Origin of the sequence: Gluconacetobacter tumulicola (assembly GCF_014174215.1) — a bacterium.
Lineage (GTDB): Bacteria > Pseudomonadota > Alphaproteobacteria > Acetobacterales > Acetobacteraceae > Gluconacetobacter > Gluconacetobacter tumulicola.
The window spans coordinates 13,018-36,264 of the sequence record NZ_JABEQL010000010.1 but is presented as its reverse complement, the minus strand read 5'-3'; the positions used below and the strand labels follow the sequence as shown (position 1 = coordinate 36,264).

Below are 23,247 nucleotides of genomic sequence, written 5' to 3'. Positions count from 1 at the left end.
CTTCGTCAGAAGGGCTGGCTGGCGCCGGTCATGCCGGCACGCAGCGATTCGGCGGTGCGCCGCACTTCCGGCCCATGTTCGCGCTCCAGGCGCCGGATGGTGAAATGGGCCCGGGCCAGGGCGCGGTAATGGGCCAGGAAGGCCACGTTGAGCGAGGCCCCGCACAGCGCGCCGGCAACCGGCATCATCTGCACCGCCAGCTTGCGCGACAGGCCCAGCCCGTAATGGGACGCCACCTCGGATACCAGCATCACCACTGGTCGGCCGCGCAGCATCGCACGGGCCGAGAAATAGCCCAGTTCGCTCTCGTCATCGGCGGCACCGACCGGAAAGGCCCGCAGCGCGAACACTTCGAGGCACGCGCGCCTGGCATCCTGGGTGGACAGATCTTCGCCTTCTTCACGGGCAATGCGCGCGATCTCGCGCATGATGGCCAGGGTGGTGAAGGTGACATCGGGCAGCAGGCCGGCCAGCCCGGCAAACCCGCCGACCGCACCCGACACCGTCACCGCCGCCTGCAGCGCCGGCCCCCGCCATGCCGGGGTGGAAATCGGGGCGGGAACAACGGCGGAAACAGAGGGGCCGGTCGCCACCGCAGCCGAGTCGCCTACCGCCTGCTCGCCCTTGAGCGGGGTCATGCCGACGACCGCGATATCAAAAGCGCGTGAAATCGCGCTCTCGGCGATTCCCTTCAGCTTGGCTTGCATGGTGGGCGCCATGCCCAGGCCCCGCATGCCCAGCAGGGCCGCCTGGCCGACCGCGCCACCCATCAGGTCCGCCAGCCGCACCAGCACGCCGCGGCCCGATTCGACCTTTTCCAGCGCGCGCTGCAGTTCGGCGATCGCCGGGGCGTCCAGCACCAGTGAAGCGACCTCGCCCCCGGTTTGAATGGTCATTCCCCAACCCTCCTGCCGATCATGCGCCCCCGCCCGCCCGCATGGACGAGGCGACGGCCAGTAGATGAAGCCCCACCGGTAACGGCGGGCGTCGCTTTATCAAGCATATTACCCCTCTCGCAAATCCACCGTCACGCCGTATATGGTTCGTGACGCAGGGCCGCCATGTCCATGCCGGGAGAGGACGAACCGGTCACAGCCCAGATACAGTCCGAACGCAAGGAGAACCCTTATGGATGCGATGAAGGCCCCAGGGGCTACCATGCGGACGACGCCCCCGACCCTGCTTTTCTGCGCCGGCGCGGCCCTTGTGGCCGGCTGGAGCATGGCGGCGATACACGCCGCCCAGGCCGCCCCGCGCCACGCAACCCGCGCGCCGGTGTCCGCGACCGGCACCTTGAATGCGCCCGTTTCGTCGTCGCTCGAGCCGGCCGACGCCCGCCACGACCCGACCGCCGATCCCGACAATCCCCCGGCCCCGCCGCCGCCCGACGGCTATCAGGTGGTGCAGGACGAGGATGTCACGGCCCAGACCTTCAGCCCGGAGATCGCCGCCCTCCACGGCCCCGGCCTGCCATCGATCGAGGCCCGCCAGACCCCGCGCGATTCCCGCGACGTGCCATCGCATTTCAGCGTCTTCGACGTGCCCGTGAAGTTCAACGCCCCGGTGCAGCCTGCTTATAACGCGGCCTTCACCTATTCGACCTATGGCGGCCAACCCGGACGCGGCATCCAGGCCATCGGCGCCGAAGGCGCCGCCGGAGAGCCGTAAAGGCCCCGCTGCCGGCAATCCGACGCGCGTTTTCTGCGCTTCGTTACTCACGGCCATCAAGGCCGCTCCGCTCCGATGCTCGAAGACGCACGCCGGACGCGGCCCGCGCCGGGCCGCTCTCGCTCGGCAGCGGGGCCTTTACGGCTCTCCGCATTCTCTTACTTCATTTAAATCCGCCCATACGGCAAAGATGCGCCCAGTGCGCATCCGACACCGGCACGACCGAAAGGCGCGACTGGCGCACCAGGGCCAGGTCGGCCAGGTCCGGGTCGGCCTTGATCGCCGCCAGCGTCACCGGATGGGGCATCGGCCCCACGGCGCGGACATCGACACAGACCCAGCCGCCATCGGCGGCGGTCGGGTCGGGATAGGCTTCCCGCACGATCTCGACCACGCCCACGATCTCGCGGCCGATATTGGAATGATAGAAGAAGGCACGGTCACCCCGCGCCATCGCCATCAGGTTGCGCTTTGCCTGGTGGTTGCGCACGCCGGTCCAGGGCTCGACGCCATGGGCGACCTGCTGGTCCCACGAAAAGGCGTCGGGTTCGGATTTCACAAGCCAGTACGCCATCCGCTATTCCACCAGCTGCCCGTCACGGAAGACCGGGCGGAAGGGGCGGATCACCACGCTTTCGAACACGTCGGCCTTGGCATACGGGTCGCTGGCGGCAAAACCCTCGGCGGTTGCACGGTCTTCCACGTCGATCAGCAGCATGCTGCCGCAGGGCCGCCCGTCCGCGCCCATCAGCGGGCCGCCCTGGATGATCCGGTCCTGATAGGCCTGCAGATAGGCCAGATGCTGCGGCCGCGTGGCGATGCGCGTTTCCAGCGCCCCCGGCTTGTCGGTGCAGATGATGGCGAAGAGCATGGGAAGTCTCCTTCCGGAAAAGGCGGGCCGGCCCGCCACGTGAACAACGCGCCATGAATCCGGCGCGGGCCGTGCCTTTCTTCGCATGTTCGTGTAGGAACGGAAAGCGAAACGCCCCCACCGTCCCCGACGGACGCATAAAGCAGGAGTCCCCCCGCGCGTGGGGGAGAACGAAACCGTCTTGAACGCCACACCGAGCCTTGCCGCACGCACGGGCAATTTCTTCCACCGCTACGCCAATCCGGGGCGGTTTCTCCGGCTTGGCGCGCGCCTGCAACCCTGGCTGACCTGGCCCGCCATCCTGCTGTCGGTCGCCGGCATCGCCTGGGGCCTGTTCCTTTCGCCCGCCGACTGGCAGCAGGGGGACAGTGTGCGGATCATGTATGTCCATGTGCCTGCCGCATGGCTGGCATCGTCGGGCTATATGGGGCTGGCAATCTGCTCGCTGCTGTCGCTGGTCTGGCGCCATCCGCTGGCCGACCTGGCGGCGGTGGAAATCGGCCCGGTCGGCGCCTCGGTCACCGCCATCTGCCTGGCCACCGGTTCGCTGTGGGGCAAGCCGATGTGGGGCACCTGGTGGGTGTGGGACGCACGGCTGACCTCGGTGCTGGTGCTGTTCTTCCTCTATCTGGGCCATATCGCGCTGATCCGCGCCTTCGACGAGCCGCAGCGCGGCTATCGCGCCGCCGCGATCCTCGGCCTCGCCGGGGCGGTCGACCTGCCGATCATCAAGTTCAGCGTGCAATGGTGGAACACGCTGCACCAGCCCGACAGCATCACGCTGACGGCCGCCCCCACCATGTCGACCGCCATGCTGTGGCCGCTGCTGGTCTGCACCATCGGCTTCACGCTGGGCTTCGCCGCCATCCTGGTCGCGCGCCTGCGCGCCGCCGTGATGGAAAGCCGGGTCCGCACGGCGCTGGCCATGCGCCGTGGCCGAGCCGACAGCCATGACGCCCAGGATTCGGGCCAGGACCTGAGCGGAGCCGTCGCATGACCCACCTGCCCTACATCGTCACCGCCTACGGGCTGACCATCGGGCTCGCCATCATCCTGGGCGGCGGTGCCGCGCTGCGCCTGCGCCGGGCCCGCGCCCGCCTGGCAGCGCTCGAGCGCCCTTCCCGCACCGGCGGAGCCTCCGCACCATGACCCGCAAGAGCCGTCGCCTGTGGTTGGTCGGCGGGTGCCTGATCGGACTGGGCACCGCCACCGCGCTGACGCTGAGCGCGTTCTCCTCCAACATCGTCTTCTTCATGGCGCCGTCGCAGGTCCATGCCCACCCGCCGGCCGCCGACCGCACCATCCGGCTGGGCGGCATGGTGGTGGCCGGATCGGTGCGCCAGCAGAAGAACGGCGACACACCCGTCAACCAGTTCAACGTCACCGACGGCCAGGACGCCGTCACGGTGCGTTACGAAGGCATCCTGCCCGACCTGTTCCGCGAGGGGCAGAGCGTGGTGGCCATCGGCACCGTGCTGGCCGACGGATCGTTCCGCGCCAGCGAAGTGCTGGCCAAGCATGACGAGACCTACATGCCCAAGGAAGTCGCCGAGGCCCTGCGCCGCAGCGGCAAATGGGACCCCCGCTACGGCAAGGCCCCCGATGCCGCGAGCTGGAATGCCATGACCACAAGCGCCACGGGCCAGGATAAAGCTGCCTCGCAGCATGGAAGCTGACTGAACATGACCCCGGAACTGGGAAATTTCGCCCTCGCGCTGGCCTGCTGCCTCGCCGCCGGGCAGGCAGTGCTGCCGATGGTCGGCGCGCAACGCCGCGATCCGCGCCTGATGGCGCTGGCCCCTGCTTTGGCCATCGGGCAGCTTCTGGCGCTGCTCTATTCCTTCGCCTGCCTGATCCATTCCGCGATCCAGGACGATTTCTCGGTCCAGAACGTCGCGGCCAACAGTGCGGTGGCCAAGCCCCTGCTGTACAAGATCACCGGCGTGTGGGGCAATCACGAGGGCTCGGTCCTGCTGTGGGCGCTGATCCTGGGCCTGTGCGGCGGCGCGGTGGCGCTGTTCGGCCGCGACCTGCCCTCCGCCCTGCGGGCACGGGTGATCGCGGTACTGGGCGGCGTCTCGGCGGGCTTCCAGCTTTTCTGCCTCACCACGTCGAACCCGTTCGACCGTGTCTGGCCGGCACCGATGGACGGCCAGGGGATGAACCCGCTGTTGCAGGACCCCGGCCTGGCCTTCCATCCGCCCATTCTCTATACCGGCTATGTCGGCTTCGCGGTGCCGTTCGCCTTCGCCGTCGCGGCGCTGATCGAAGGCCGCGTCGATGCCGCCTGGGGCCGCTGGGTCCGCCCGTGGGCGGTCGCGGCCTGGTGCTTCCTCACCTGCGGCATCGCGCTCGGCTCCTGGTGGTCGTATTACGTGCTCGGCTGGGGCGGCTACTGGTTCTGGGACCCGGTGGAAAACGCGTCGCTGATCCCATGGCTGACCGGCACCGCATTGGTCCATTCCGCCATCGTCGTGGAAAAGCGCGAGGCGCTGAAGATCTGGACCGTGCTGCTGGCCATCGGCACCTTCTCCTTCTCGCTCTCCGGCACGTTCCTGGTGCGCTCGGGCATCCTCAATTCCGTCCATGCGTTCGCCAATGATCCCGCGCGCGGCATCTTCATCCTGGGCCTGCTGGGGCTGGTGATCGGCGGGTCGCTGCTGCTGTTCGCCATCCGTGCGCCGCAGCTCGCGGCCGGCGGCGTGTTCGCCCCGGTATCGCGCGAGGGGCTGCTGGTGCTCAACAACATCCTGCTGTGTTCGATCTGCGCGGTAGTGCTGACCGGCACGATGTACCCGCCCTTCATGTCGCTGCTGTTCGGCAAGACGATCTCGGTCGGCAAGCCATTCTTCGACGCCACGGCGGCGCCGATGGCGATCCCGCTGATGGCCTTCATGGGGCTGGGCCCGATGATGCCGTGGAAGCGCGCGCAGCTCTGGCCGGTGCTGCGCCGGCTATGGTGGGCCGGGGCCGTGACCGTGCTGGCCTTCGCCTTCGCGGCCTGGCGGGTCCGCGACCTGCTGCCGCTGCTGGCCGCCACCGGCGCCGTCTGGGTCATCGCCAGCAGCATCACCGACATCGCCGAGCGCATCCGCCTGTTCCGCATCCCCGTGGGTGCAAGCTGGCAGCGTGCCCGCATGCTGCCGCGCGCGGCCCTCGGCGCGGCGCTGGCCCATGCCGGGGTGGGCGTCAGCGTGCTGGGGCTGGCCGCGATGTCGCAGGCCCAGCACCGGATCGTCGAGGTCCATATCGGCCAGACCGAAATGCTGGCCGGCGATTCCTGGACGCTGACCGAGGTGCGCGCCGCACCGGGCCCGAACTACACGGCGCTGATCGCGACCATCGAGGTGCGGCATGACGGACACCTGGTCACGGTGCTGCACCCCGCCAAACGCACATTCGCCAGCCAGAACCAGACGACGACGGAGGTGGCCATTCATACCAACCTGATGTCCGACCTGTACGGCGTGCTGGGCGACCGGCACGATAACGGCGCGGAGACGACCTACGTGCTGCGCCTGCATTACAACCCGCTGGCACCATGGATGTGGCTGGGCGGGCTGATCATGGCCCTGGGCGGGGTGCTGTCCCTGTCCGACCGGCGGATGCGCGTGGGCGCCCCCCGCCGCGCCGCGGCCGCCGGCCTGGTGGCCACGTCATGAGCGACAACGCACCCCGGCCGGACCTGGCGCGCCGGCGTTTGCTGATGGCGGCCCCGCTCGTGGTGGCGGGCGGCGCGGGCGTCGCATTCTGGCGCATGCTGTCGGGCATGCAGCAGGGCTCGTTCGATCCGCACGACATCCAGGCCCCGGCGCTGAACCGCCCGGTGCCGGATTTCACCCTGCCCGACCAGTTGCCGGGCCAGGGCTTCGGCGCTGCCGACCTGCGGGCCCTGAAAGTGCCGGTGCTGGTCAATTTCTTTGCCTCCTGGTGCATCCCCTGCATCGCCGAGATGCCGCAGCTCAACGCCCTGAAGGCCCAGCTGCCCATCTGGGGCATCGCCTACAAGGACAAGCCGGCCGACGCGCTGGGCTTCGTCCGCCGCGCGGGCAATCCCTATGCCCGCATCGCCAGCGACCTGTCGGGCATGACCGCGATCGACTGGGGCGTGTCGGGCGTGCCGGAATCGTTCCTGATCGGCCCCGGCGGCGTCATCCGCTGGCATTCCGCCGCCGCGCTGGACGAGGCCACCGCCCACCAGACCCTGCTGCCCCTGGCCGCGAGCCTGCGGACATGAGTGCCGCGACGCGTCGTCTGGCCGCCATGCTGGCCACCGTCCTCGCCCTGACGATCGGCCTGTCGCCGCTGGCCGCCGTGGCGGTGGACGACCCGTCGGAAATGCTGCCCGACCCCCATCAGGAAGCCCGCGCCCAGGCCATCGGGTCGCAACTGCGCTGCCTGGTCTGCCAGAACGAATCGATCGAGGACAGCAGCGCCGGCCTGGCCCGCGACCTGCGCCACGTGGTGCGCGCGCATGTCGCCAAGGGGGAATCCGATCGCCAGATCATGGACTGGATGGTCGGCCGCTACGGCAATTTCATCCGCCTGAGCCCGCCGCTGACCATCGGTACGGTCCTGCTGTGGCTGATGCCGGTCCTCGCCCTGCTGGTCGGCGGTCTCGTCGCCTTCCTGTCCTTCCGCCGCGCCCGCGGCACCGGCCCCGCACCGCTGAGCGACGACGAGCGCGCGCGCCTGACCGACCTGACCTGACCTGACCGCGCTGAGATAATGATGATCTGGATTGGCATTTTCCTACTCAGCGCCGTGGTGCTGCTGCCTTCTCTCCTGGCCTTCCGCCACACGACCCGCCTGCGGGACGAACGGGAATCGGCCCTGGTCCTGCTGCGCGCGCAGCTTGCCGAACTGGACCGCGACCGGGAGTGCGGCCTGATCGCCGCCAGCGAGCATGAAGGCGCGCGGCTGGAAATCCAGCGGCGCCTGCTGGCGTCGGACGCAGCGCCCGCGCGCGGCATCGGCCGCTCCATCACCACCCCGGTGGTGCTGGTCTGCCTGCTGCTGCTGCCGCTGACCGCGACGGGGCTGTATCTGCTGTGCGGCCACCCGTCCCTGCCCGCGCAGCCCCTGGCTCCGCGCCTGCTGGCGCAGAAGGCGCAGGACAAGCGCGATGACGGGCTGCTGGCCGAACTGCGCGCCGGACTGGGCCGGATGCCGCCGGACGATCCGAACCGCTTCCGGGGCTTCCTGCTGCTGGGCCAGGCCGAAGCCGCGCGCGACCATTATGCGGCGGCGGCCGAAGCATGGCGTCAGGCCACGACGATCCAGTTCGTTCCCGAAGTCGCCGCCCGCGCCGCCGAGGCCCAGACCCTGGCCGATGGCCGGGTAAGCCCCGAAAGCGCCGCCCTGTTCCGCCGCGCGCTCGATACCGCCCCGGCCGACGCGCCGTGGCGCATGGCCGCCCAGCAGCGGATCGCCCAGTCCGAACATCAATAGATATCGCGGCGAACCATAGGGAGCATCATGATCGAACCCATCGCCGGCACCGTCGAGCAATGTCCGTTCTGCCGCCGCACGATCCGCGGCACGGCCGAAATCTGCCCCCATTGCGGCGCGGAACGGCGCTTCGGCCCGACCTTGCGCGAAAGCGTGCTGACCTTCGCGGTCGGGGTGACGGCCGGCCCGGTCTTCATGCTGCTGATCGGCGCGGGTACCCAACTGGCGCTCCTGGCGGGGGCGATCGGCGGCCTGATCGGCTTCTTCATCGCCCATTCCCGCCATGCCGGCGATCGCTGGATGAAGCCGCCCGACAAACCCTGACCGATCACACGCCCGTTTCTTGCCCATGGCCGAAAGTCGGGCCAAGCTGACGCCATGATCAGCACCGATACCAACACCGAAGCACCCTCGCCCGCCACGCCGGCAGCCGACGCGCCCGAAACCGCGACCTCGGCCGACGCCAAGGAATATGGCGGCCCCAAGGAAAAGCAGCCCACGCGCTATGGTGACTGGACCGTCAAAGGGCGTTGCATCGACTTCTGAAAATCGCGGAGGGCGCTTGCAATAGCGCCCGTCTCTATAACCCGCCCTGCTCCTGCATGCGCCCGAAGCGCGCACGAGCGGTCTGACGATGGCCGGGTGGGCGCACTTCGCACGAGATCAGATAAATCCCGGCGACGAAGATGATATTGGCCAACGAATTGAACCACAGCGCGATCTCGAAATGCGGCGGCGCCGTCGCACCCTGATAGAGCGCATAGATCGCAAACGGGATCGAGAGCGGCCGCATGCCCGACAGCATCACGCGCAGCGGGTTCATATGCCCGGGCCGGACCAGCGGCCGCACCCGGTTGATGCCGACATAGAATGCCAGGCCGAGACACCAGACCAGCACATTGAACATCGCATCGCTGATCGACATGTGCCCGATGACGATCATGGCGACGATCGACGCCGCCGACAGCATGATGGCACCGAACTGGAAATTCATGCCCAGGGCCAGCGCAGGCAAGCGCTCCGGCAGACGGTCGGCAAAAGGCTGGAACACCCGGTCCAGCAGCCAGACATCGAACTGATTGATGCGATCACCAAAAGACATGCGGACCTTGTATCAAGCCCGCCAACCCGCCGCATCCCCTTTTCGGAGGCCTGTGGGGAAATCCGCGCTGGTGGCGATCCGATGCACGTTTCCCAGCAGGCCCGGCAACGCGCTCAAACGGCGGGCAACGCCTCCGACGGCGCTATTTCGGCGCGGGCCTGAAGCGCGCGGCGCAGCAGGCACAGCACGCCTGGCACGCAATTGCCGCACTGCGCCCGGCACCCGCGTGCCGCATAGATCTCGCGCGGGCGGGTCGCTCCCCCGTCAACCGCGCGCTCCACATCCTGGTCGGTCAGCATATTGCAAGAACACACAAACATCAGGCGTCCCATCTCCGTGCCCCTCCCTTCAAGCACGGATGATAATGGTTCGCAATAGCATTCTCATCTTCTTTTCACATAGGCGGCCACCGCTCCTCGCGGATGTCGCCTCCTGCCCGCGCTACCGGGCGTCATACACCGCATCCCGCACCGCGTCGGGATAGGACCCGACCATGCCCGCCAGCGCAGTGTTGCTGATCATCACGATCGACACGCCCCGCACGGGGTCGGCGATCCATTGATGGCCATACACGCCACCCCAGGTGAAACCGCCCCGCGAAACCGGGGTCCGCGCCCGCGCCGGGTCTTCAACCACCGCCGCCCCGATCGCGAAGCCCATCCCGGCATTCATCGGCCCCATCGACAGGTCGCCAATCGCATTCCGCCCGAACAGTGCCGCACTTTCCGGCGACAGGATCGGCCCGCCCCCGCTGCACAGCGCCTCGACAAACAGCAGGAACTCCTCGGCGGTGCCGACCATCCCGGCGCCACCCGACGGATAGGATCGCGGGTCCAGCACCCGATCGGGGGCGAACAGGATCTCACTGACCTTGCCGCCGCCCAACTGGCGCGGCATCGCATAATGCGCGCCCATCACCACCGGAACGGGCCGCCCATCGGCATAAGGCGGACAGAGCGCGTCCGGGTCGGGCACAGCGAACCCGGTGCGGGTCCAGCCCAGCTTCGCACCCACATGGCGCTGCACCAGCTCCGGCAGCGTCGCACCGCCCGCACGTTCCAGCACCCCGCCCATCACATCCAGCGCCAGCGAGTACGCCCAGCCTTCGCCCGGCGCGAACAGCAGCTTGACGCTCGCCAGACGGGCCAGATTCTCCTCCAGCGCCATGCCCGGCTCGGCAATCCCGTCCGAAATCCCGGCTCTTGCATAAGGATTGTCGTCGCGCGGAAAGGCAAACCCGTAGGACAGGCCCGAACTATGCGTCAGCAGATGCCGCAACGTGATCGTCGGCACCGACCCATCGGCGCAGGCGGGGCGGAAATCGGGCAGGAAACGCGTCACAGGATCTTCCAGCGACAGCACGCCCCGCTCCGCCAGGGCCAGCGCCACCGCCGTCACCACCGGTTTGGTCAGCGATGCCAGGCGCACCAGCGTGTCCGGCCCCATCGGCTCCCCCGCTTCGCGATTCGCCAGCCCGGCTGCACGGCGCACCAGCGTCTTTCCGTCCACCGACACCAGCACCGCGGCGCCCACCAGCCGTCCGCGCGCGATCGCCGCATCCATCACCTGGCCGACACGCGCATCCATCCCCGCAACCGGCATGGCCTCGCTCATCGCGTCCTCCCTTTTCCGTCGCCTTTCCCTACCTGACCGCCCCCCGGTTTTCACCGGGACGCCCCGCGTCTACGCTGTCCGGGTCAGCAGGAGTACCCGTGAATCATGACAGCGCGCCTGGCCACCACCGCATTAAGCCTTTCCCTGGCCCTTCTGGCCATGCCCATGCCACAGGCCGCTCGGGCCGACGCGCCGCCCCCCCGGCCACTGGCAGCCCCCGTGGCGACCATCGCCGACAATGCGGTCCGCGCCACCCTGCCGAACGGCCTGCGCGTGGTGGTGGTTCGCGACCGGCTGGCCCCGGTGGTGACGACCGAGGTGAACTACCTGGTCGGCTCCAGCGAGGCACCGAAAGACTTTCCCGGCACCGCCCACGCGCTGGAACATATGATGTTCCGCGGCAGCGACGGGCTGGACAAGGACCAGCTCGCCGCCATCGGCGCACGACTGGGCGGCAGCTACAATGCCGACACGACCGAGAACGTCACCCAGTATTTCTACACCGCTCCGGCCGAGGATCTCGACGTCATGCTGCGCATCGAGGCGCTGCGCATGCGCGGACTGGCACTGGCGGCCCCCGACTGGGAGAAGGAGCGCGGCGCGATCGAACAGGAAGTGGCGCGCGACCTGTCCAGCCCCAGCTACCAGTATCTGACCCGCCTGCAATCGATCCTGTTCGCCGGCACGCCCTACGAGCATGACGCGCTGGGCACCCGCCCCTCCTTCGACAAGACCGACGCCACCCTGCTGCGCCGCTTCTATGATGCGTGGTACGCCCCCAACAACGCCATCCTGGTCATTGCCGGCAATGTGGACCCGGACCACGCCATCGAACGGGTACGAGCCATCTTCGGCGACATTCCCCGCCGCACGCTGCCCGAACGCACGCCCGTCCAGCCCGGCCCGGTCACGGGCCAGACGCTGCATTTCCCCACCGATTACCCGGTCGGGCTGGCAACGGTCGCCTGGCGCATGCCCGGCCTGCGGTCGAAGGATTACGCAACCGCGCAGATCCTGGCCGACGTGCTGACCAGCCAGCGCGGCGCGCTCTACGACCTCGTGCCGTCGGGCAAGGCGCTGTTCGCCGGCTTCGAATTCGCGCCCAAGGCCGATGCCGGCATCGGCATCGCGGTGGCGGCCTTCCCCCGCAACCAGGACCCCGCCCCCCTGCTGGCCGAGATCAACGGCATCATCGCCGCCATCCGGGACAAGGGCGTGCCCCCGGATCTGGTCGAGGCCGCACGACGCAAGGAACTGGCCCAGCTCGGCTTCTCGGCCAACAGCATCAGCGGCCTGGCGGAAACCTGGTCGCAGGCGCTGGCGGTGATGGGCGTGAACTCGCCCGACGCGCTGGGCACCGCCCTCAAGGCGGTCACGGTGGAGGACGTCAACCGCCTGGCCAAACAGATCCTCGACCCACGCCAGGCGGTCACCGCCCTGCTGACACCCGAGGATTCCGGCCACCCCATCGCCGGCAAGGGTTTCGGCGGCTCCGAATCCTTCGCCACCCCGCCCGACCACCCGGTGGCCCTGCCCGACTGGGCGCACGAGGCCCTGTCGACCGTCACCCTGCCGCCGCCGGTCGGCCTTCCCAGCGTCTTCACCTTTCCCAACGGGCTGCGGCTGATCGTCCACCCGGCCCATGTCAGCCACACCGTGTCGGTCTACGGCCAGATCCGCCAGAACGCCAACATGCAGGAGCCGAAAGGCCAGGACGGCATCGCCGCGATCACCGAGGATCTGTTCAGCTACGGCACCCGGTCGCTGGACCGGCTGGCCTTCCAGAAGGCGCTGGACGACATCGCCGCCACCGAGAGCGCCGGCCCCGGCTTCAGCGTGTCGGTACTGACCCCTGATTTCGAAAAAGCCACGCGCCTGCTGGCCGATAACGAAATGCACCCGGCCCTGCCCGACCGTGCGTTCCAGGTGGTCCGCATGCAGACGGCCCAATCCTATGCCGGGCTGCTGACCTCGCCCAACTACCTGTTCGGCCGCGCGGTCAAGGCCGCGGTCTCGCCGGCCGGCGACCCCACGCTGCGCCAGCCCGATCCGCAACGGATCATGATGCTGAAACAGACCGACGTGCAGGCCTTCTACACCAGCGCCTACCGCCCCGACCTGACCACCATCGTCGTGGTCGGCGACGTCACACCCGAACAGGCGCATGACGTGATCGGCCGCACCTTCGGCGCGTGGGCCAGGCCCGCCGGCCCGACGCCCACGGTCGACCTGCCGCCCCGCCCCGACAGCCGGGCCTCGCGCACCCAGGTGCCCGACCGCACCAGCGTGCAGGATTCGGCCATCCTGGCCGAAAGCCTGGGCCTGACCGCAGCCCACCCGGACCATTTCGCGCTGACGGTCGGCAACGAGATCCTGGGCGATGGCTTCTCGTCGCGCCTCTATCGCGACCTGCGGGTGCGCACGGGCTATGTCTATTCCGTCAGCAGCAGTTTTTCCTGGTCGCGCCATCGCGGCGGCTACAGCATCAGCTTCGGTGCCGACCCCGACAAGGTCGGCCGCGCCCGCGACGCCGCCCTGCACGACGTCCAGGCCCTGCGGGACCAACCGGTGACCGACGCCGAACTGACGCTGGCCAAGGCGTCACTGCTGCGCGGGCTGCCGCTCGCCCGTGCCAGCCTGGATTCGATCGCGGCGGAAGATCTGCACCTGATCGAACTGGGCCTGCCGCTCGACACCCCGGACCGCGCCGCCCACGCCTATTACGACATGACCGCCGCCGCCGTGCAGACCGCCTTCCGCACCTGGGTCCGCCCGCACGACATGGCGGAAATCGTCAAGGGGCCGACGCCGACGCCCTGAACACATCCCTGCCCGATGGTGCGCTATCGGGCAGGTTTCTTCTTGTTTCCCGGATAACCGAGAAACCACTCCGTCGGTTCGCCACCCCGCATCCACCAGATACGGCCGCCGGCTTCCAGCACGACCAGAATTTCCATGTCATATTCGGGGTTTTCGGGTTCTGGCCAGAAAAGCCGAAAGAAGCCTTCGAATTCCGCAGGCGTCCGGGGCTCGGTCAGAGGATACTGCTTGTGCGGCGGCGCCACACTGTTGAGATGACGCACGAAATCGGGGTCTTCTTTCAAAAGGAAGAGCTTTTTCTCCAGAGCATGCCGCAGGAAATGAAAGAATATTTCCTTATGCTGTTCCCTGTTCCGCTCCGGGAATGCTTCTCTGCTATATGCCTGTAAATACCCCACAGCTCGCTTTCATATTCCAGACAATGCGCTTCCACCGAAGCCAGCTCATGATCTCCAAGCATCATCGAAAGTCCCTGAACAGAAAAAGGGCGGTGCCGTTTCCGGCACCGCCCTTTCCTTAGTTCAATCCGTGAACCGGACCGATCAGGCGTCGGCGTTACGACGACGGATCGCGGCACTCAGGATGTCACCCAGCGAGGCACCGCTGTCGGACGAGCCGTACTCGTTGATCGCCTGCTTGTCTTCCTCGACCTCGCGGCCGCGGATGGTCAGGGCCAGCTTGCGGGCCGCACGATCGACCGACACGATCTTCGCATCGACCTTCTCGCCGACGGCGAAACGCTCCGGACGCTGCTCGGCCTTGTCGCGCGCCAGCTCGGCGCGGCGGATGAAGCCGGTCAGCACGTCGTCGACCTTCACCTCGATGCCGTTCGACTGCACGGCGGTCACGATGCAGGTGACGATCGCGCCCTTCTGCACCTTGCCCAGCGCGTCGGCGGCGGGGTCTTCATGCAGCTGCTTGATGCCGAGCGAGATGCGCTCCTTCTCGACGTCGACATCCAGCACCTTCGCCTGGACGACCTGACCCTTCTCGTAGTGGGTCATGGCGACTTCGCCGGCTTCGTCCCACGACAGGTCGGACATGTGGACCATGCCGTCGATGTCCGCGGACAGGCCGATGAACAGGCCGAACTCGGTGATGTTGCGGATCTCGCCCTCGACCGTGGAACCGATCTTGTGCTCCTCGGCGAACTGCTCCCACGGGTTGCGCTGCACCTGCTTCAGACCCAGCGAGATACGACGCTTGCCGCTGTCCACATCCAGGACCATGACGTCGACTTCCTGCGAGGTCGCGACGATCTTGCCCGGATGGACGTTCTTCTTCGTCCAGGACATTTCGGAGACGTGCACCAGACCTTCGACACCCGGCTCCAGCTCGACGAACGCGCCGTAGTCGGTGATGTTGGTGACGCGGCCGGAATAGCGGGCACCCGGCGGATACTTGATCGCCACGTTCTCCCACGGATCAGCCTCGAGCTGCTTCATGCCCAGCGAGATGCGCTGCGTATCCGGGTTGAAGCGGATAACCTGCACGCGAACCGGCTGACCGATCTGCAGAGCCTCGGACGGGTGGTTGATGCGCTTCCAGGCGATGTCGGTGACATGCAGCAGGCCGTCCACGCCGCCCAGGTCGACGAACGCACCGTAGTCGGTGATGTTCTTGACCACGCCGTCCAGGATCATGCCTTCCTTCAGGCCCTGGATCAGCTCGCTGCGCTGCTCGGCACGCGTCTCTTCCAGCACCGCACGGCGCGAGACGACGATGTTGCCACGCGCGCGGTCCATCTTCAGGATCTGGAACGGCTGCGGCACGCCCATCAGCGGGGTGACGTCGCGCACGGGGCGGATATCGACCTGGCTGCCCGGCAGGAAGGCCATGGCGCCGCCGAGGTCGACCGTGAAGCCACCCTTGACGCGGCCATAGATCGTGCCGTTGACGCGCTGGTTGTTCTCGAACGCCTTTTCCAGGTTCGTCCAGGCTTCTTCGCGCCGCGCCTTCTCGCGCGACAGGACGATCGAGCCATCGCGGTCTTCGTACCGTTCGACGAACAGTTCGATGACGTCACCCGGCTTCACGTCCGGCGACACGCCCGGCGGGCCGAATTCCTTGAGCGCCACGCGCCCTTCGCTCTTGAGGCCGACATCGACGATGGCGAATTCGTCGGTCAGGCGCACGACGCGGCCGGTGACGACCGAACCGTCGAACGCAGTATCGCGGCCGAGGGTCTCGTCCAGCAGGGTCGCGAAATCTTCACCGCCGAAATGGTCGGTGGCAGACTGTAAGGTGGCTGAAGCCATGAGGTACCGTAAATCCTGTCTCCGGCACGGCGGGCGGACCGGATGTCTTGCGCGCCACCGGTCAACGGCGGAACGACTTGCCCGGCTTGGTCCACGACCCTTGTCGCGACATGCCTGACGGCCGATGCATCAGCGCGTCCCAGGGAGGAACCGCGCGTGGCATGCACAGACACCCTCGCACCCCGGCCTGTCAACACAAACCGGCACAGACCAGCCCCCGCCGCGCAAAATCCACCTACACGGTGCCGAGAGCCCCGGCCCGCACGCGCACCACCCGCAACGCCTCGACCAGCACCTGTTCGGCGGTCAACTGGTCGGTATCGATCACCACCGCGTCGGCGGCGGCCTTCAGCGGCGCCACCGCGCGGCCGGCATCGGCCGCGTCGCGCGCCACCAGCTCCGCCTCGACCCGCGCGATCTGGGCCTCGCGGTCGGGGACATGGAGGTCGGTCGCCAACTGCTCCCACCGCCGGCGGGCCCGCGCGGCGGGCGAGGCGGTGATGAACAGCTTGACCTGCGCATCGGGGAAAATGACGGTGCCGATATCGCGCCCATCCAGCACGCCGCCGGCCGCGCGGGCGAAATCGCGCTGCAGATCGACCAGGATCGCCCGCACCGCCTGCTGGGCGGCGACCAGGCTGGCCGCACGATCGACTTCCGGCACCCGCAGATCGCCGCGCTTCAGATCCTCAGGCGTGACCCGCCGCGCCTGTTCGTCGGCCGGGTGAGCCGCCGGGTCCAGCCCGGCATCCAGCATCCGTCGCCCGACCGCGCGATAGAGCAGCCCGGTATCCAGGTACGGCAGGCCCAGCGCGTCGGCCAGCCGGCGGGCCAGCGTGCCCTTGCCGGCCGCCGCCGGGCCGTCGACGGCAATGACCAGCGCGCGACTCATGCCGCCAGTCCCGCGCCGATGCTGTTCATCAGCGCGATGAAGCCGGGGAAGCTCGTATCGATAAAGGCCGTGTCGTCCACCTGCACCGGCTGGACCGCGATCAGGCCCAGCACCGTGGCGCTCATGGCCAGACGGTGATCCATGCGGGTCTCGACCACCCCGCCGCCGGGTACCGCCCCGCCGGTACCGATGACCAGCATGTCGTCCCCCACCACGTCCACGCTCACGCCGTTCCGCTGCAACAGCGCCACGGTGGCCGACAGGCGGTCGCTTTCCTTCACGCGCAACTCCTCCAGCCCCCGGAACCGCGACGGGCCGGTAGCATGGGCGGCGACAACGGCCAGTATGGGATATTCGTCGATCATCGACGGCGCGCGCTCGGCGGGCACGTCCACGCCATGCAGCGGGCCCGCCACCGCCGTCAGGTCGCCGACGGGCTCGCCGCCCTCCACCCGCTCGTTCGACAGGCGCAAATCGGCACCCATCTCGCGCAGAGTGGTGAACAGGCCGGTGCGCAGCGGGTTCAGCCCCACGCCGCGCACCGTCACCGACGATCCGGGCACCAGCAGCGCCGCCGCCAGCACGAACGCGGCCGATGACGGGTCGCCCGGCACCGCCACGTCCCGCGCCACCAGTTCCGGCCGGCCGGTCAGGGTGATCATGCGCCCGCCGGCATCCAGCGGGGCGACCGAAACCTCGGCGCCGAAATGGCGCAGCATGTTTTCCGTATGGTCGCGCGTCGCCACCGGCTCCTCGACGCGCGTGGTGCCGGCGGCATTCAGCCCGGCCAGCAGCACGGCCGACTTCACCTGCGCCGAGGCCACCGGCAGGCGGTAGGCAAGCGGCGCCGGGTCGGCCACGCCCTCGATCGCCAGCGGCAGCCGCCCGCCCGAACGGGCGTTGAAGCGCGCGCCCGTGGCCGATAGCGGGTCGATCACCCGCTTCATCGGCCGGCCGCGCAGGCTGCCGTCACCGGTCATGACCGAAAAGATGCCATGGCTGGCCAGGATGCCGGACAGCAGCCGCGCCGCCGTGCCGGAATTGCCCATGTCCAGCACGTCGTCCGGCTCCTGCAACGCGCCCAGCCCCTGGCCCGTCACCTGCCATGTGCCCGGCGCCACACGCGTGACGGTGGCGCCCAGGGCCCGCATGGCGGCGGCGGTGCGCAGCACGTCCTCACCTTCCAGCAGGCCGGTGATCCCGGTTTCGCCGCGCGCCAGCGCCGCGAACATCAGCGCGCGGTGGCTGATCGACTTGTCGCCCGGCACCGCGACGGAGCCGGAAAGAGGAGTCGTCGCCAAACGGACGGTCAGCGGGCGCGAGGCGGGGGCATTCATGCTTTCCATGGGACCAATCCCTTCCGGATTGTTCGCAGCGAAGTCAATTACCGGTGTGCATCCCGACATCAAAAAACGCCGGAATGTCGCAGATGCCACGATCGCGGTTTGACATGCGGCGCGCAAGCTGGCATGGGGCTCCGCCCTGAGCAGCCTTCGCCGCGGCTTTTGTCCAACCCACTCCAGGATCGACAGGTTTCAAGCATGGCCCAGCCTAATCTCGGCACCAAGCGCGTCTGTGTCTCCTGCGGCGCCCGTTTCTACGATCTGGGCAAAAGCCCGGTCATCTGCCCGAAATGCGGCACCGAGCAACCGGCGGATGTGCCCCGCCCGCGCCGTACCCCCACCGATGCCGTCCCCGAGAGCCCGAAAAAGGCCCAGGACGGTGACATCGACACCGCCGTCGATCTGGATGCCGACGACGAGGCTGATGACGACGTGATGGAAGATACGTCGGATCTGGACGACGATGACGACGAGATCAGCGCCGACATCGACGTCAGCACCGACTCCGACGAGCACGATAGCTGACCCTCTCCCCCGCCTTCGGGCGGGGGACCTTCCAGAGGCCGTTCGACAACGGCCTTGTCAGTCGGGTTGCCAGCGCTCGATCTCGACGCCCACGGCATCGAGATCGTCGAAGATGTCCAGCTTCTCGACCCGTACCCGCACCACATGCACCCGCTCGTCGGCCAGCACGCCGATGGCGATTCGCTCGGCCAGCGTCTCGACCAGGCGCACATGGCCCTCGGCGATAATCCGCCGCACCATCAGCACGATCCGTTCATACGACACGGTGCGGCTCAGATCGTCGCGGCCGACCGTCAGCCCCGGCTCGTCCGGCACGCCGAACGAGATATTCACCCGGATACGCTGGGTGACGCCCTGCTCGTGGGGATAGATCCCGATATTGGCCTGAAGCGCCATGTCCTTCAGGAACACGCGGCGCAGCGGAGGCTGGACCGGCCAGGCGGCGAAAATGGACATCGAACGGCTTCCTGTTCTGGTTACTCTTCCGGAGTCAGGCCGGACGGGGGCGCCGGCGACCATTGCAGATGCTGCCCGCCATCCAGCGCCAGCATCTGCCCTGTGACCGACGGCAGGCACAGCAGCGACAACGCGGCCCGCGCGATCTCGTCAGGATCGGTCCCCCGCCCCATCGGCACCGAGGCGCATTGCCGCGCGAACTGTTCCACGCTCTGGCGCGGGCTGGGCAGGGCGGGGCCGGGCCCGATGGCGTTGACGCGGATGCGCCTTGGCGCCAGCGCCAGCGCCATGGTGCGCGTCAGCGTCCACAGCGCGGATTTCGAAACCGTATAGCTGACGAAATGCGGCGTCAGCGACCAGACGCGCTCGTCGAGCATGTTCAGCACCATGCCCTCGGCCCCTTCGGGCACCTGCCCCGCGAAGGCCTGCGTCAGCACGAAGGGCGCGCGCAGATTGGGCTCCAGATGCGCATCCCAGCCGGCACGGGTGGCATCGAACCATTCGTCACGCTCGAACGTGCTGGCATTGTTCACCAGCACGCCCACCGGCCCCAGCTCCGCCCGCACCCGCGCGATCAGCGGCGTCACCTCGGCTTCATGGGCCAGATCGGCCCGCAGCATGCAGGCACGCCGCCCGCGCGCCACGATATCTTCCACCGTCCGCCGGGCCTCATCGTCCCCCGAACGATAATGAATGGCGACGTCAAAGCCCGCATCCGCCAGCGCCAGCGCAATGGCCCGCCCCAGCCGCACCGCCCCACCCGTCACAAAAGCAACCCGGGGAATCGCCTCAGAAACCGGCCACATCGTCATTCCCCCTCCTTAATCCAAATCTCCAAAAATCTGTTCGGAAACGTGGGCTGGTGAGCGAAAGTGCCGCGCAGCGGCACGCCCGGCGTGTGTCCGCGAGCACCGGAGCGGCCTTGATGGCCGTGAGCACCGGAGCACAGCGGACGCGCGTCGGATCGCCACCAGCGCGCGTTTACGAACAGATTTTTCGGGCGGTGAGGGCGGCGGCGAGCGTCCCGTCATCCAGCACGTCCAGGGCACCGCCCATCGGCACGCCCTGCCCGACGCGGCTGACCGGCACATCATAGGCCGCCAGACGGTCCTGCAGCCAGTGCGCGGTCGCGGCACCCTCGACCGTCGCCCCCAGCGCCAGGATCACCTCGCGCACGCCGCCCTCTTCCAGCCGTGCCAACAGCGGCGCCAGATTCAGATCGTCCGGGCCGGTGCCCGACAACGCCGACAGCGTGCCGCCCAGCACCTGATAGACACCGCGATGCACGCAGGCACGCTCCAGCGCCCACAGGTCGCCCACCGTCTCGACCACGCAGACCACCGCCCGGTCGCGCGCCAGATCGGCGCAGATGCCGCAGGGGTCGTGCGTATCCAGATTGCCGCAACTGGAGCAGGTCCGCACCGAGCGCGCCGCCTGCTCCATCGCCTGGGCCAGCGGGAGCATGCGCGTCTGCGGCTGGCGCAGCAGCGCCAGCGCCGCGCGCCGGGCCGAACGCGGCCCCAGTCCCGGCAGACGCGCCAACAGCGCGATCAGCCGTTCGATGTCCGCTCCACCCATGCGTCCGCCTGACCCGCGTTGGTTCTTAGAACGGCAGCTTCAGGCCCGCCGGCAGGTTCAGCCCGCCCGTGACCTTCTTCATTTCCTCGGACGCCCGCTCGTCCAGCAGCTTGCGCGCATCGGCGCAGGCGGCAACGATCAGGTCCTGCAACATTTCCATCTCGTTCGGATCGGCCAGCTTGGGGTCGACCTTGATGGCCCTCATGTCGCCTTTGCCATTCAGCGTCACCTGCACCATGCCGGCCCCGGCACTGCCCTCGATCGTCATGCCTTCCAGCTTGGACTGCATCTCTTCCATGCGCGCCTGCATCTGGGTGGCCTGCTTCATCAGCCCGGCAAGATTCTTCATCGACTGTCTCTCCTTACCTCTCGTCGCCCGCGTCCAGATCGTCCTCGTCCACCAGTTCGGCATCGAGCGGGGCGAATTCCAGATCCGGCGCCAGCGTGACGGATGCCGCCTCTTCGGGCGGCAGCCCGTAATCGTCAAGGGAATGATCGGTCACCGCCCCGAGTACGGCGTCGGGAAAGCGCGCGAAGATCGCTCGCACCAGCGGGTGGCTCTCGGCCGCCGCACGATGAAACTGGATGACCTGGGCACCCTGTTCCGCCAGCGTCGCCTGCCCCTCCTCGGTCGAGGACCGGACCTCCCATTCATGCCCGGTCTCCCGGCGCAGCAGGGCTTCCAGCCGGCGGGCCAGCCCCGGCAGGCCGGCGCGCTGCACCCGGATATCGATGCGCAGCGGCGCAAAGGCGACCAGATGGGTGGAATGCAGCATGTGGCCATGCAGCATGGCATCCCGCCCGGACACGAAGGCCATGACCGCGCGCCATGTCGTCAGCGCGGGCGGAATATCATCTTCCGGCACCGGCGCGTCCGGAAGTTCGCCTGGAGCTTCCGGCACCACCGGGTCGGCAACCGAGTCGGCAATCCGCACGCCGCCATTGGCCACCATCCGCAACCCGCCATGGGCCATCACCTGCCCGCCACCCGGCCGCCCGGGGGCCGCCATGCCGGAAGCCGATACCGCCATCCCGCCGCCGCTCGCGCTCGGCCCGCCATCGGATACCCCGCTCCGCACCGCCGGGCCGGCCACCGCAGAAGTGCCGCCCTCGGTCAGGCGCCGCACCAGATCGCCAGGCGGCGGCAGGTCGGCCACATAGCACAGGCGGATCAGCACCATTTCGGCCGCCTGGCGCCGGTCGGCCGCCATCTCGACCTCCGACAGGCCTTTCAGCAGCATCTGCCAGGTCCGCCCCAGCACCGGCACCGACAGCCTGTCGGCCAGCGCCCCGCCCCGCTCGCGCTCGGCCTCCGGCAGATCGGCGGCCTGACGCAGCGCCGGCACGGCCTTGAGGCGCGAGACGGTATGAATCAGTTCCAGCAGGTCGCCCAGCATCACGCCCAGATCGGCGCCACGGGCATGGGCTTCGTCGGTAATGGTCAGCGCCCGGTCCGGCTGGCCCGACAGCACGGCTTCCAGCAGATCGAACACCCGACCACGATCGGCCAGCCCCAGCATGTCCGCCACACGCTCGGCGCCGATCGGCCCGCCATCAGCCTCGGCGCTACCCTGGGCAATCGCCTGATCCAGCAACGAGAGCCCGTCACGCACCGATCCGTCGGCGGCACGGGCGATCAGCGCCAGCGCATCCTGCGTGCACTCCGCGCCCTCGGCCCGGGCGATCCGGCCGAAATGGGCCGCCAGTTCGGCTTGCGGCACACGGCGCAGATCGAATCGCTGGCAGCGCGACAGCACCGTCACCGGCACCTTGCGCAGTTCGGTGGTGGCGAAGATAAACGTGACCTGGGCCGGCGGCTCCTCCAGCGTCTTGAGCAACGCGTTGAACGCGTTGCGCGACAGCATGTGGACCTCGTCGATGATGAAGACCTTCATCCGCCCCTGCATCGGGCGGAAGCGCGTGGCCTCGATGATCTCGCGCACATCGTCCACGCCGGTGCGCGAAGCCGCGTCCATCTCCAGCACGTCGGGGTGGCGATCGGCCAGAATCGCCACGCAATTGGCACACACCCCACACGGATCGGCGGTGGGCCCGCCGTTACCGTCCGGTCCGACACAGTTCAGCGCCCGGGCAATGATACGCGCGGTGGTCGTCTTGCCCACCCCACGCACGCCCGTCAGCATGAAGGCATGGGCCACCCGCCCCAGCGCAAAGGCATTGCGCAGGATGCGGACGGTGGAATCCTGACCAATCAGGTCATCGAGGGTGGTCGGGCGATATTTGCGCGCCAGCACGCGATAGGGGCCCTGCGTGGGCGCGGGTGCCTTGGGGGCGGCGGGTGCAGGGGTGTCCCCGAACAGGCCCATGCCCGAATCGGGCGGAAGCGGCAGGTCCGGGTCCCCGGAAACATCCTGGTCCGAAGACACGGTCATCACGATTTCCGGAGAGAGCGCAGCACCGCATCCGGGGCGGCGGCATCATCGAAAGCTGAAATCTCAGGGACCACTGAAATCCCGAGGTGGGAGACCGGACAGACGACCCGGGCGAAACTCACTGCGGCTGCTTCCTTCCGGACCTGACCGGGTTGGCAAGGCGCCCGTCCGTTGCCGGTCTCCCACCACCTTCTTAGCACGCAAACGGGTGGCGGGCACAAGGGGGCCAACGGGCCGGCAGGCCGGTTTCAACATGCCACCGACGCATCCCGTGGA

General features: G+C 68.4%; 27 protein-coding genes and 1 other RNA gene. 12 read left to right on the top strand and 16 right to left on the bottom strand.

The genetic code is table 11. From position 1 onward, the window contains the following. Window positions 1-5: 5 nt before the first annotated feature. Window positions 6-896 carry an EcsC family protein gene (locus tag HLH29_RS09140; protein WP_182966005.1) on the bottom strand — a complete coding sequence of 297 codons (891 nt, stop codon included), beginning with the start codon at window positions 894-896 and terminating at the stop codon, window positions 6-8. Window positions 897-1,158: 262 nt separating this feature from the next. On the opposite strand from HLH29_RS09140, the gene HLH29_RS09135 reads away from it, so the two are divergent. Then, window positions 1,159-1,668 (top strand): hypothetical protein, encoded by a 510-nt coding sequence (locus HLH29_RS09135; RefSeq protein WP_182966003.1) that lies wholly within the window; start codon window positions 1,159-1,161, stop codon window positions 1,666-1,668. Window positions 1,669-1,831: 163 nt separating this feature from the next. Here HLH29_RS09135 and HLH29_RS09130 read toward each other — a convergent pair whose 3' ends face one another. Together HLH29_RS09130 and HLH29_RS09125 are read right to left on the bottom strand one after the other, a co-directional pair. Next, window positions 1,832-2,242 carry an EVE domain-containing protein gene (locus HLH29_RS09130; protein WP_182966001.1) on the bottom strand — a complete coding sequence of 137 codons (411 nt, stop codon included), beginning with the start codon at window positions 2,240-2,242 and terminating at the stop codon, window positions 1,832-1,834. Between the two features lie 3 nt (window positions 2,243-2,245). Continuing rightward, window positions 2,246-2,539 (bottom strand): YciI family protein, encoded by a 294-nt coding sequence (locus tag HLH29_RS09125; protein ID WP_182965999.1) that lies wholly within the window; start codon window positions 2,537-2,539, stop codon window positions 2,246-2,248. 181 nt (window positions 2,540-2,720) lie between these two features. Here HLH29_RS09125 and HLH29_RS09120 point away from each other — a divergent pair, with 181 nt between their 5' ends. Genes HLH29_RS09120 through HLH29_RS09080 form a run of 9 tightly spaced genes read left to right on the top strand, consistent with a single transcriptional unit; the run spans window position 2,721 to window position 8,536 of the window. Beyond that, window positions 2,721-3,536, top strand: coding sequence for a heme ABC transporter permease (locus HLH29_RS09120; RefSeq protein WP_182965997.1), 816 nt, complete (start codon window positions 2,721-2,723; stop codon window positions 3,534-3,536). Further along, a complete protein-coding gene (gene ccmD, locus HLH29_RS09115) occupies window positions 3,533-3,688 on the top strand; it encodes a heme exporter protein CcmD (protein ID WP_182965995.1) in 156 nt (51 codons plus the stop codon). The genes HLH29_RS09120 and ccmD overlap by 4 nt, the downstream gene beginning before the upstream one ends. Next, window positions 3,685-4,215, top strand: a complete 531-nt coding sequence (gene ccmE, locus HLH29_RS09110; protein WP_182965993.1) for a cytochrome c maturation protein CcmE — start codon at window positions 3,685-3,687, stop codon at window positions 4,213-4,215. Before ccmD ends, ccmE begins: the two co-directional genes overlap by 4 nt. 6 nt (window positions 4,216-4,221) lie before the next feature. Next, a complete protein-coding gene (locus HLH29_RS09105; protein ID WP_182965991.1) occupies window positions 4,222-6,201 on the top strand; it encodes a heme lyase CcmF/NrfE family subunit in 1,980 nt (659 codons plus the stop codon). Continuing rightward, entirely contained in the window at window positions 6,198-6,776 is a 579-nt protein-coding gene (locus tag HLH29_RS09100) for a DsbE family thiol:disulfide interchange protein (RefSeq protein WP_182965989.1), read from the top strand. The genes HLH29_RS09105 and HLH29_RS09100 overlap by 4 nt, the downstream gene beginning before the upstream one ends. Next, window positions 6,773-7,249, top strand: coding sequence for a cytochrome c-type biogenesis protein (locus tag HLH29_RS09095; protein ID WP_408871957.1), 477 nt, complete (start codon window positions 6,773-6,775; stop codon window positions 7,247-7,249). Before HLH29_RS09100 ends, HLH29_RS09095 begins: the two co-directional genes overlap by 4 nt. 21 nt (window positions 7,250-7,270) lie before the next feature. Next, entirely contained in the window at window positions 7,271-7,990 is a 720-nt protein-coding gene (gene ccmI, locus HLH29_RS09090; RefSeq protein ID WP_182966152.1) for a c-type cytochrome biogenesis protein CcmI, read from the top strand. Between the two features lie 27 nt (window positions 7,991-8,017). Beyond that, complete coding sequence (locus HLH29_RS09085; RefSeq protein ID WP_182965987.1) at window positions 8,018-8,314, top strand: hypothetical protein; 297 nt, start codon at window positions 8,018-8,020, stop codon at window positions 8,312-8,314. Window positions 8,315-8,368: 54 nt separating this feature from the next. Then, a complete protein-coding gene (locus HLH29_RS09080) occupies window positions 8,369-8,536 on the top strand; it encodes a DUF1674 domain-containing protein (RefSeq protein WP_182965985.1) in 168 nt (55 codons plus the stop codon). Between the two features lie 34 nt (window positions 8,537-8,570). On the opposite strand, the gene HLH29_RS09075 is transcribed toward HLH29_RS09080, so the two are convergent. The 3 genes from HLH29_RS09075 to HLH29_RS09065 form a co-directional block, all read right to left on the bottom strand. Then, window positions 8,571-9,092 (bottom strand): hypothetical protein, encoded by a 522-nt coding sequence (locus HLH29_RS09075; protein WP_182965983.1) that lies wholly within the window; start codon window positions 9,090-9,092, stop codon window positions 8,571-8,573. A gap of 113 nt (window positions 9,093-9,205) precedes the next feature. After that, a complete protein-coding gene (locus HLH29_RS09070) occupies window positions 9,206-9,412 on the bottom strand; it encodes a (2Fe-2S)-binding protein (RefSeq protein WP_182965981.1) in 207 nt (68 codons plus the stop codon). A 121-nt stretch (window positions 9,413-9,533) separates the two neighbouring features. Beyond that, window positions 9,534-10,706: a serine hydrolase domain-containing protein gene (locus tag HLH29_RS09065; protein ID WP_182965979.1), complete on the bottom strand. Its 1,173-nt coding sequence runs from the start codon at window positions 10,704-10,706 to the stop codon at window positions 9,534-9,536. A 105-nt stretch (window positions 10,707-10,811) separates the two neighbouring features. Between HLH29_RS09065 and HLH29_RS09060 the strand changes: the two genes are divergently transcribed. Continuing rightward, window positions 10,812-13,526, top strand: a complete 2,715-nt coding sequence (locus HLH29_RS09060) for a M16 family metallopeptidase (protein ID WP_182965977.1) — start codon at window positions 10,812-10,814, stop codon at window positions 13,524-13,526. Window positions 13,527-13,549: 23 nt separating this feature from the next. Here HLH29_RS09060 and HLH29_RS09055 read toward each other — a convergent pair whose 3' ends face one another. The 4 genes from HLH29_RS09055 to aroA form a co-directional block, all read right to left on the bottom strand. Beyond that, window positions 13,550-13,924 (bottom strand): hypothetical protein, encoded by a 375-nt coding sequence (locus tag HLH29_RS09055; RefSeq protein ID WP_182965975.1) that lies wholly within the window; start codon window positions 13,922-13,924, stop codon window positions 13,550-13,552. A 144-nt stretch (window positions 13,925-14,068) separates the two neighbouring features. Further along, window positions 14,069-15,784 (bottom strand): 30S ribosomal protein S1, encoded by a 1,716-nt coding sequence (rpsA, locus tag HLH29_RS09050; RefSeq protein ID WP_182949640.1) that lies wholly within the window; start codon window positions 15,782-15,784, stop codon window positions 14,069-14,071. A 235-nt stretch (window positions 15,785-16,019) separates the two neighbouring features. Then, entirely contained in the window at window positions 16,020-16,676 is a 657-nt protein-coding gene (cmk, locus tag HLH29_RS09045; RefSeq protein WP_182965973.1) for a (d)CMP kinase, read from the bottom strand. Continuing rightward, window positions 16,673-18,022, bottom strand: a complete 1,350-nt coding sequence (aroA, locus tag HLH29_RS09040) for a 3-phosphoshikimate 1-carboxyvinyltransferase (RefSeq protein ID WP_182965971.1) — start codon at window positions 18,020-18,022, stop codon at window positions 16,673-16,675. Before aroA ends, cmk begins: the two co-directional genes overlap by 4 nt. Before the next feature lie 195 nt (window positions 18,023-18,217). On the opposite strand from aroA, the gene HLH29_RS09035 reads away from it, so the two are divergent. Further along, window positions 18,218-18,544 (top strand): TIGR02300 family protein, encoded by a 327-nt coding sequence (locus tag HLH29_RS09035; RefSeq protein ID WP_182965969.1) that lies wholly within the window; start codon window positions 18,218-18,220, stop codon window positions 18,542-18,544. A 57-nt stretch (window positions 18,545-18,601) separates the two neighbouring features. Here HLH29_RS09035 and folB read toward each other — a convergent pair whose 3' ends face one another. From folB to ffs, 6 genes are all read right to left on the bottom strand, one after another. Then, the gene (gene folB, locus HLH29_RS09030; protein WP_182965967.1) at window positions 18,602-19,000 is read right to left on the bottom strand and encodes a dihydroneopterin aldolase; all 399 of its coding nucleotides are present in this window, start codon (window positions 18,998-19,000) and stop codon (window positions 18,602-18,604) included. 20 nt (window positions 19,001-19,020) lie between these two features. Next, window positions 19,021-19,812 (bottom strand): SDR family oxidoreductase, encoded by a 792-nt coding sequence (locus HLH29_RS09025; RefSeq protein ID WP_182965965.1) that lies wholly within the window; start codon window positions 19,810-19,812, stop codon window positions 19,021-19,023. Between the two features lie 169 nt (window positions 19,813-19,981). Continuing rightward, window positions 19,982-20,578 (bottom strand): recombination mediator RecR, encoded by a 597-nt coding sequence (recR, locus tag HLH29_RS09020; protein ID WP_182965963.1) that lies wholly within the window; start codon window positions 20,576-20,578, stop codon window positions 19,982-19,984. Window positions 20,579-20,603: 25 nt separating this feature from the next. Beyond that, window positions 20,604-20,927 (bottom strand): YbaB/EbfC family nucleoid-associated protein, encoded by a 324-nt coding sequence (locus tag HLH29_RS09015; RefSeq protein ID WP_182965961.1) that lies wholly within the window; start codon window positions 20,925-20,927, stop codon window positions 20,604-20,606. A gap of 13 nt (window positions 20,928-20,940) precedes the next feature. Further along, entirely contained in the window at window positions 20,941-22,971 is a 2,031-nt protein-coding gene (locus HLH29_RS09010) for a DNA polymerase III subunit gamma/tau (RefSeq protein ID WP_182965959.1), read from the bottom strand. An 86-nt stretch (window positions 22,972-23,057) separates the two neighbouring features. Beyond that, window positions 23,058-23,154, bottom strand: an RNA gene (ffs, locus tag HLH29_RS09005) — signal recognition particle sRNA small type. Between the last annotated feature and the right edge of the window lie 93 nt (window positions 23,155-23,247).

What these genes read in the sequence shown, in the direction of transcription:
- HLH29_RS09075 (WP_182965983.1), bottom strand. Translation starts at nt 9,092, where the DNA reads ATGTCTTTTGGTGATCGCATCAATCAGTTCGATGTCTGGCTGCTGGAC.
- HLH29_RS09060 (WP_182965977.1), top strand. Translation starts at nt 10,812, where the DNA reads ATGACAGCGCGCCTGGCCACCACCGCATTAAGCCTTTCCCTGGCCCTT.
- ccmE (WP_182965993.1), top strand. Translation starts at nt 3,685, where the DNA reads ATGACCCGCAAGAGCCGTCGCCTGTGGTTGGTCGGCGGGTGCCTGATC.
- HLH29_RS09010 (WP_182965959.1), bottom strand. Translation starts at nt 22,971, where the DNA reads ATGACCGTGTCTTCGGACCAGGATGTTTCCGGGGACCCGGACCTGCCG.
- HLH29_RS09065 (WP_182965979.1), bottom strand. Translation starts at nt 10,706, where the DNA reads ATGAGCGAGGCCATGCCGGTTGCGGGGATGGATGCGCGTGTCGGCCAG.
- recR (WP_182965963.1), bottom strand. Translation starts at nt 20,578, where the DNA reads ATGGGTGGAGCGGACATCGAACGGCTGATCGCGCTGTTGGCGCGTCTG.
- HLH29_RS09085 (WP_182965987.1), top strand. Translation starts at nt 8,018, where the DNA reads ATGATCGAACCCATCGCCGGCACCGTCGAGCAATGTCCGTTCTGCCGC.
- ccmD (WP_182965995.1), top strand. Translation starts at nt 3,533, where the DNA reads ATGACCCACCTGCCCTACATCGTCACCGCCTACGGGCTGACCATCGGG.
- HLH29_RS09100 (WP_182965989.1), top strand. Translation starts at nt 6,198, where the DNA reads ATGAGCGACAACGCACCCCGGCCGGACCTGGCGCGCCGGCGTTTGCTG.
- HLH29_RS09135 (WP_182966003.1), top strand. Translation starts at nt 1,159, where the DNA reads ATGCGGACGACGCCCCCGACCCTGCTTTTCTGCGCCGGCGCGGCCCTT.
- HLH29_RS09140 (WP_182966005.1), bottom strand. Translation starts at nt 896, where the DNA reads ATGACCATTCAAACCGGGGGCGAGGTCGCTTCACTGGTGCTGGACGCC.
- HLH29_RS09025 (WP_182965965.1), bottom strand. Translation starts at nt 19,812, where the DNA reads ATGACGATGTGGCCGGTTTCTGAGGCGATTCCCCGGGTTGCTTTTGTG.
- HLH29_RS09095 (WP_408871957.1), top strand. Translation starts at nt 6,773, where the DNA reads ATGAGTGCCGCGACGCGTCGTCTGGCCGCCATGCTGGCCACCGTCCTC.
- folB (WP_182965967.1), bottom strand. Translation starts at nt 19,000, where the DNA reads ATGTCCATTTTCGCCGCCTGGCCGGTCCAGCCTCCGCTGCGCCGCGTG.
- HLH29_RS09125 (WP_182965999.1), bottom strand. Translation starts at nt 2,539, where the DNA reads ATGCTCTTCGCCATCATCTGCACCGACAAGCCGGGGGCGCTGGAAACG.
- aroA (WP_182965971.1), bottom strand. Translation starts at nt 18,022, where the DNA reads ATGGAAAGCATGAATGCCCCCGCCTCGCGCCCGCTGACCGTCCGTTTG.
- HLH29_RS09015 (WP_182965961.1), bottom strand. Translation starts at nt 20,927, where the DNA reads ATGAAGAATCTTGCCGGGCTGATGAAGCAGGCCACCCAGATGCAGGCG.
- rpsA (WP_182949640.1), bottom strand. Translation starts at nt 15,784, where the DNA reads ATGGCTTCAGCCACCTTACAGTCTGCCACCGACCATTTCGGCGGTGAA.
- HLH29_RS09070 (WP_182965981.1), bottom strand. Translation starts at nt 9,412, where the DNA reads ATGTTTGTGTGTTCTTGCAATATGCTGACCGACCAGGATGTGGAGCGC.
- HLH29_RS09105 (WP_182965991.1), top strand. Translation starts at nt 4,222, where the DNA reads ATGACCCCGGAACTGGGAAATTTCGCCCTCGCGCTGGCCTGCTGCCTC.
- ccmI (WP_182966152.1), top strand. Translation starts at nt 7,271, where the DNA reads ATGATCTGGATTGGCATTTTCCTACTCAGCGCCGTGGTGCTGCTGCCT.
- HLH29_RS09080 (WP_182965985.1), top strand. Translation starts at nt 8,369, where the DNA reads ATGATCAGCACCGATACCAACACCGAAGCACCCTCGCCCGCCACGCCG.
- cmk (WP_182965973.1), bottom strand. Translation starts at nt 16,676, where the DNA reads ATGAGTCGCGCGCTGGTCATTGCCGTCGACGGCCCGGCGGCGGCCGGC.
- HLH29_RS09130 (WP_182966001.1), bottom strand. Translation starts at nt 2,242, where the DNA reads ATGGCGTACTGGCTTGTGAAATCCGAACCCGACGCCTTTTCGTGGGAC.
- HLH29_RS09035 (WP_182965969.1), top strand. Translation starts at nt 18,218, where the DNA reads ATGGCCCAGCCTAATCTCGGCACCAAGCGCGTCTGTGTCTCCTGCGGC.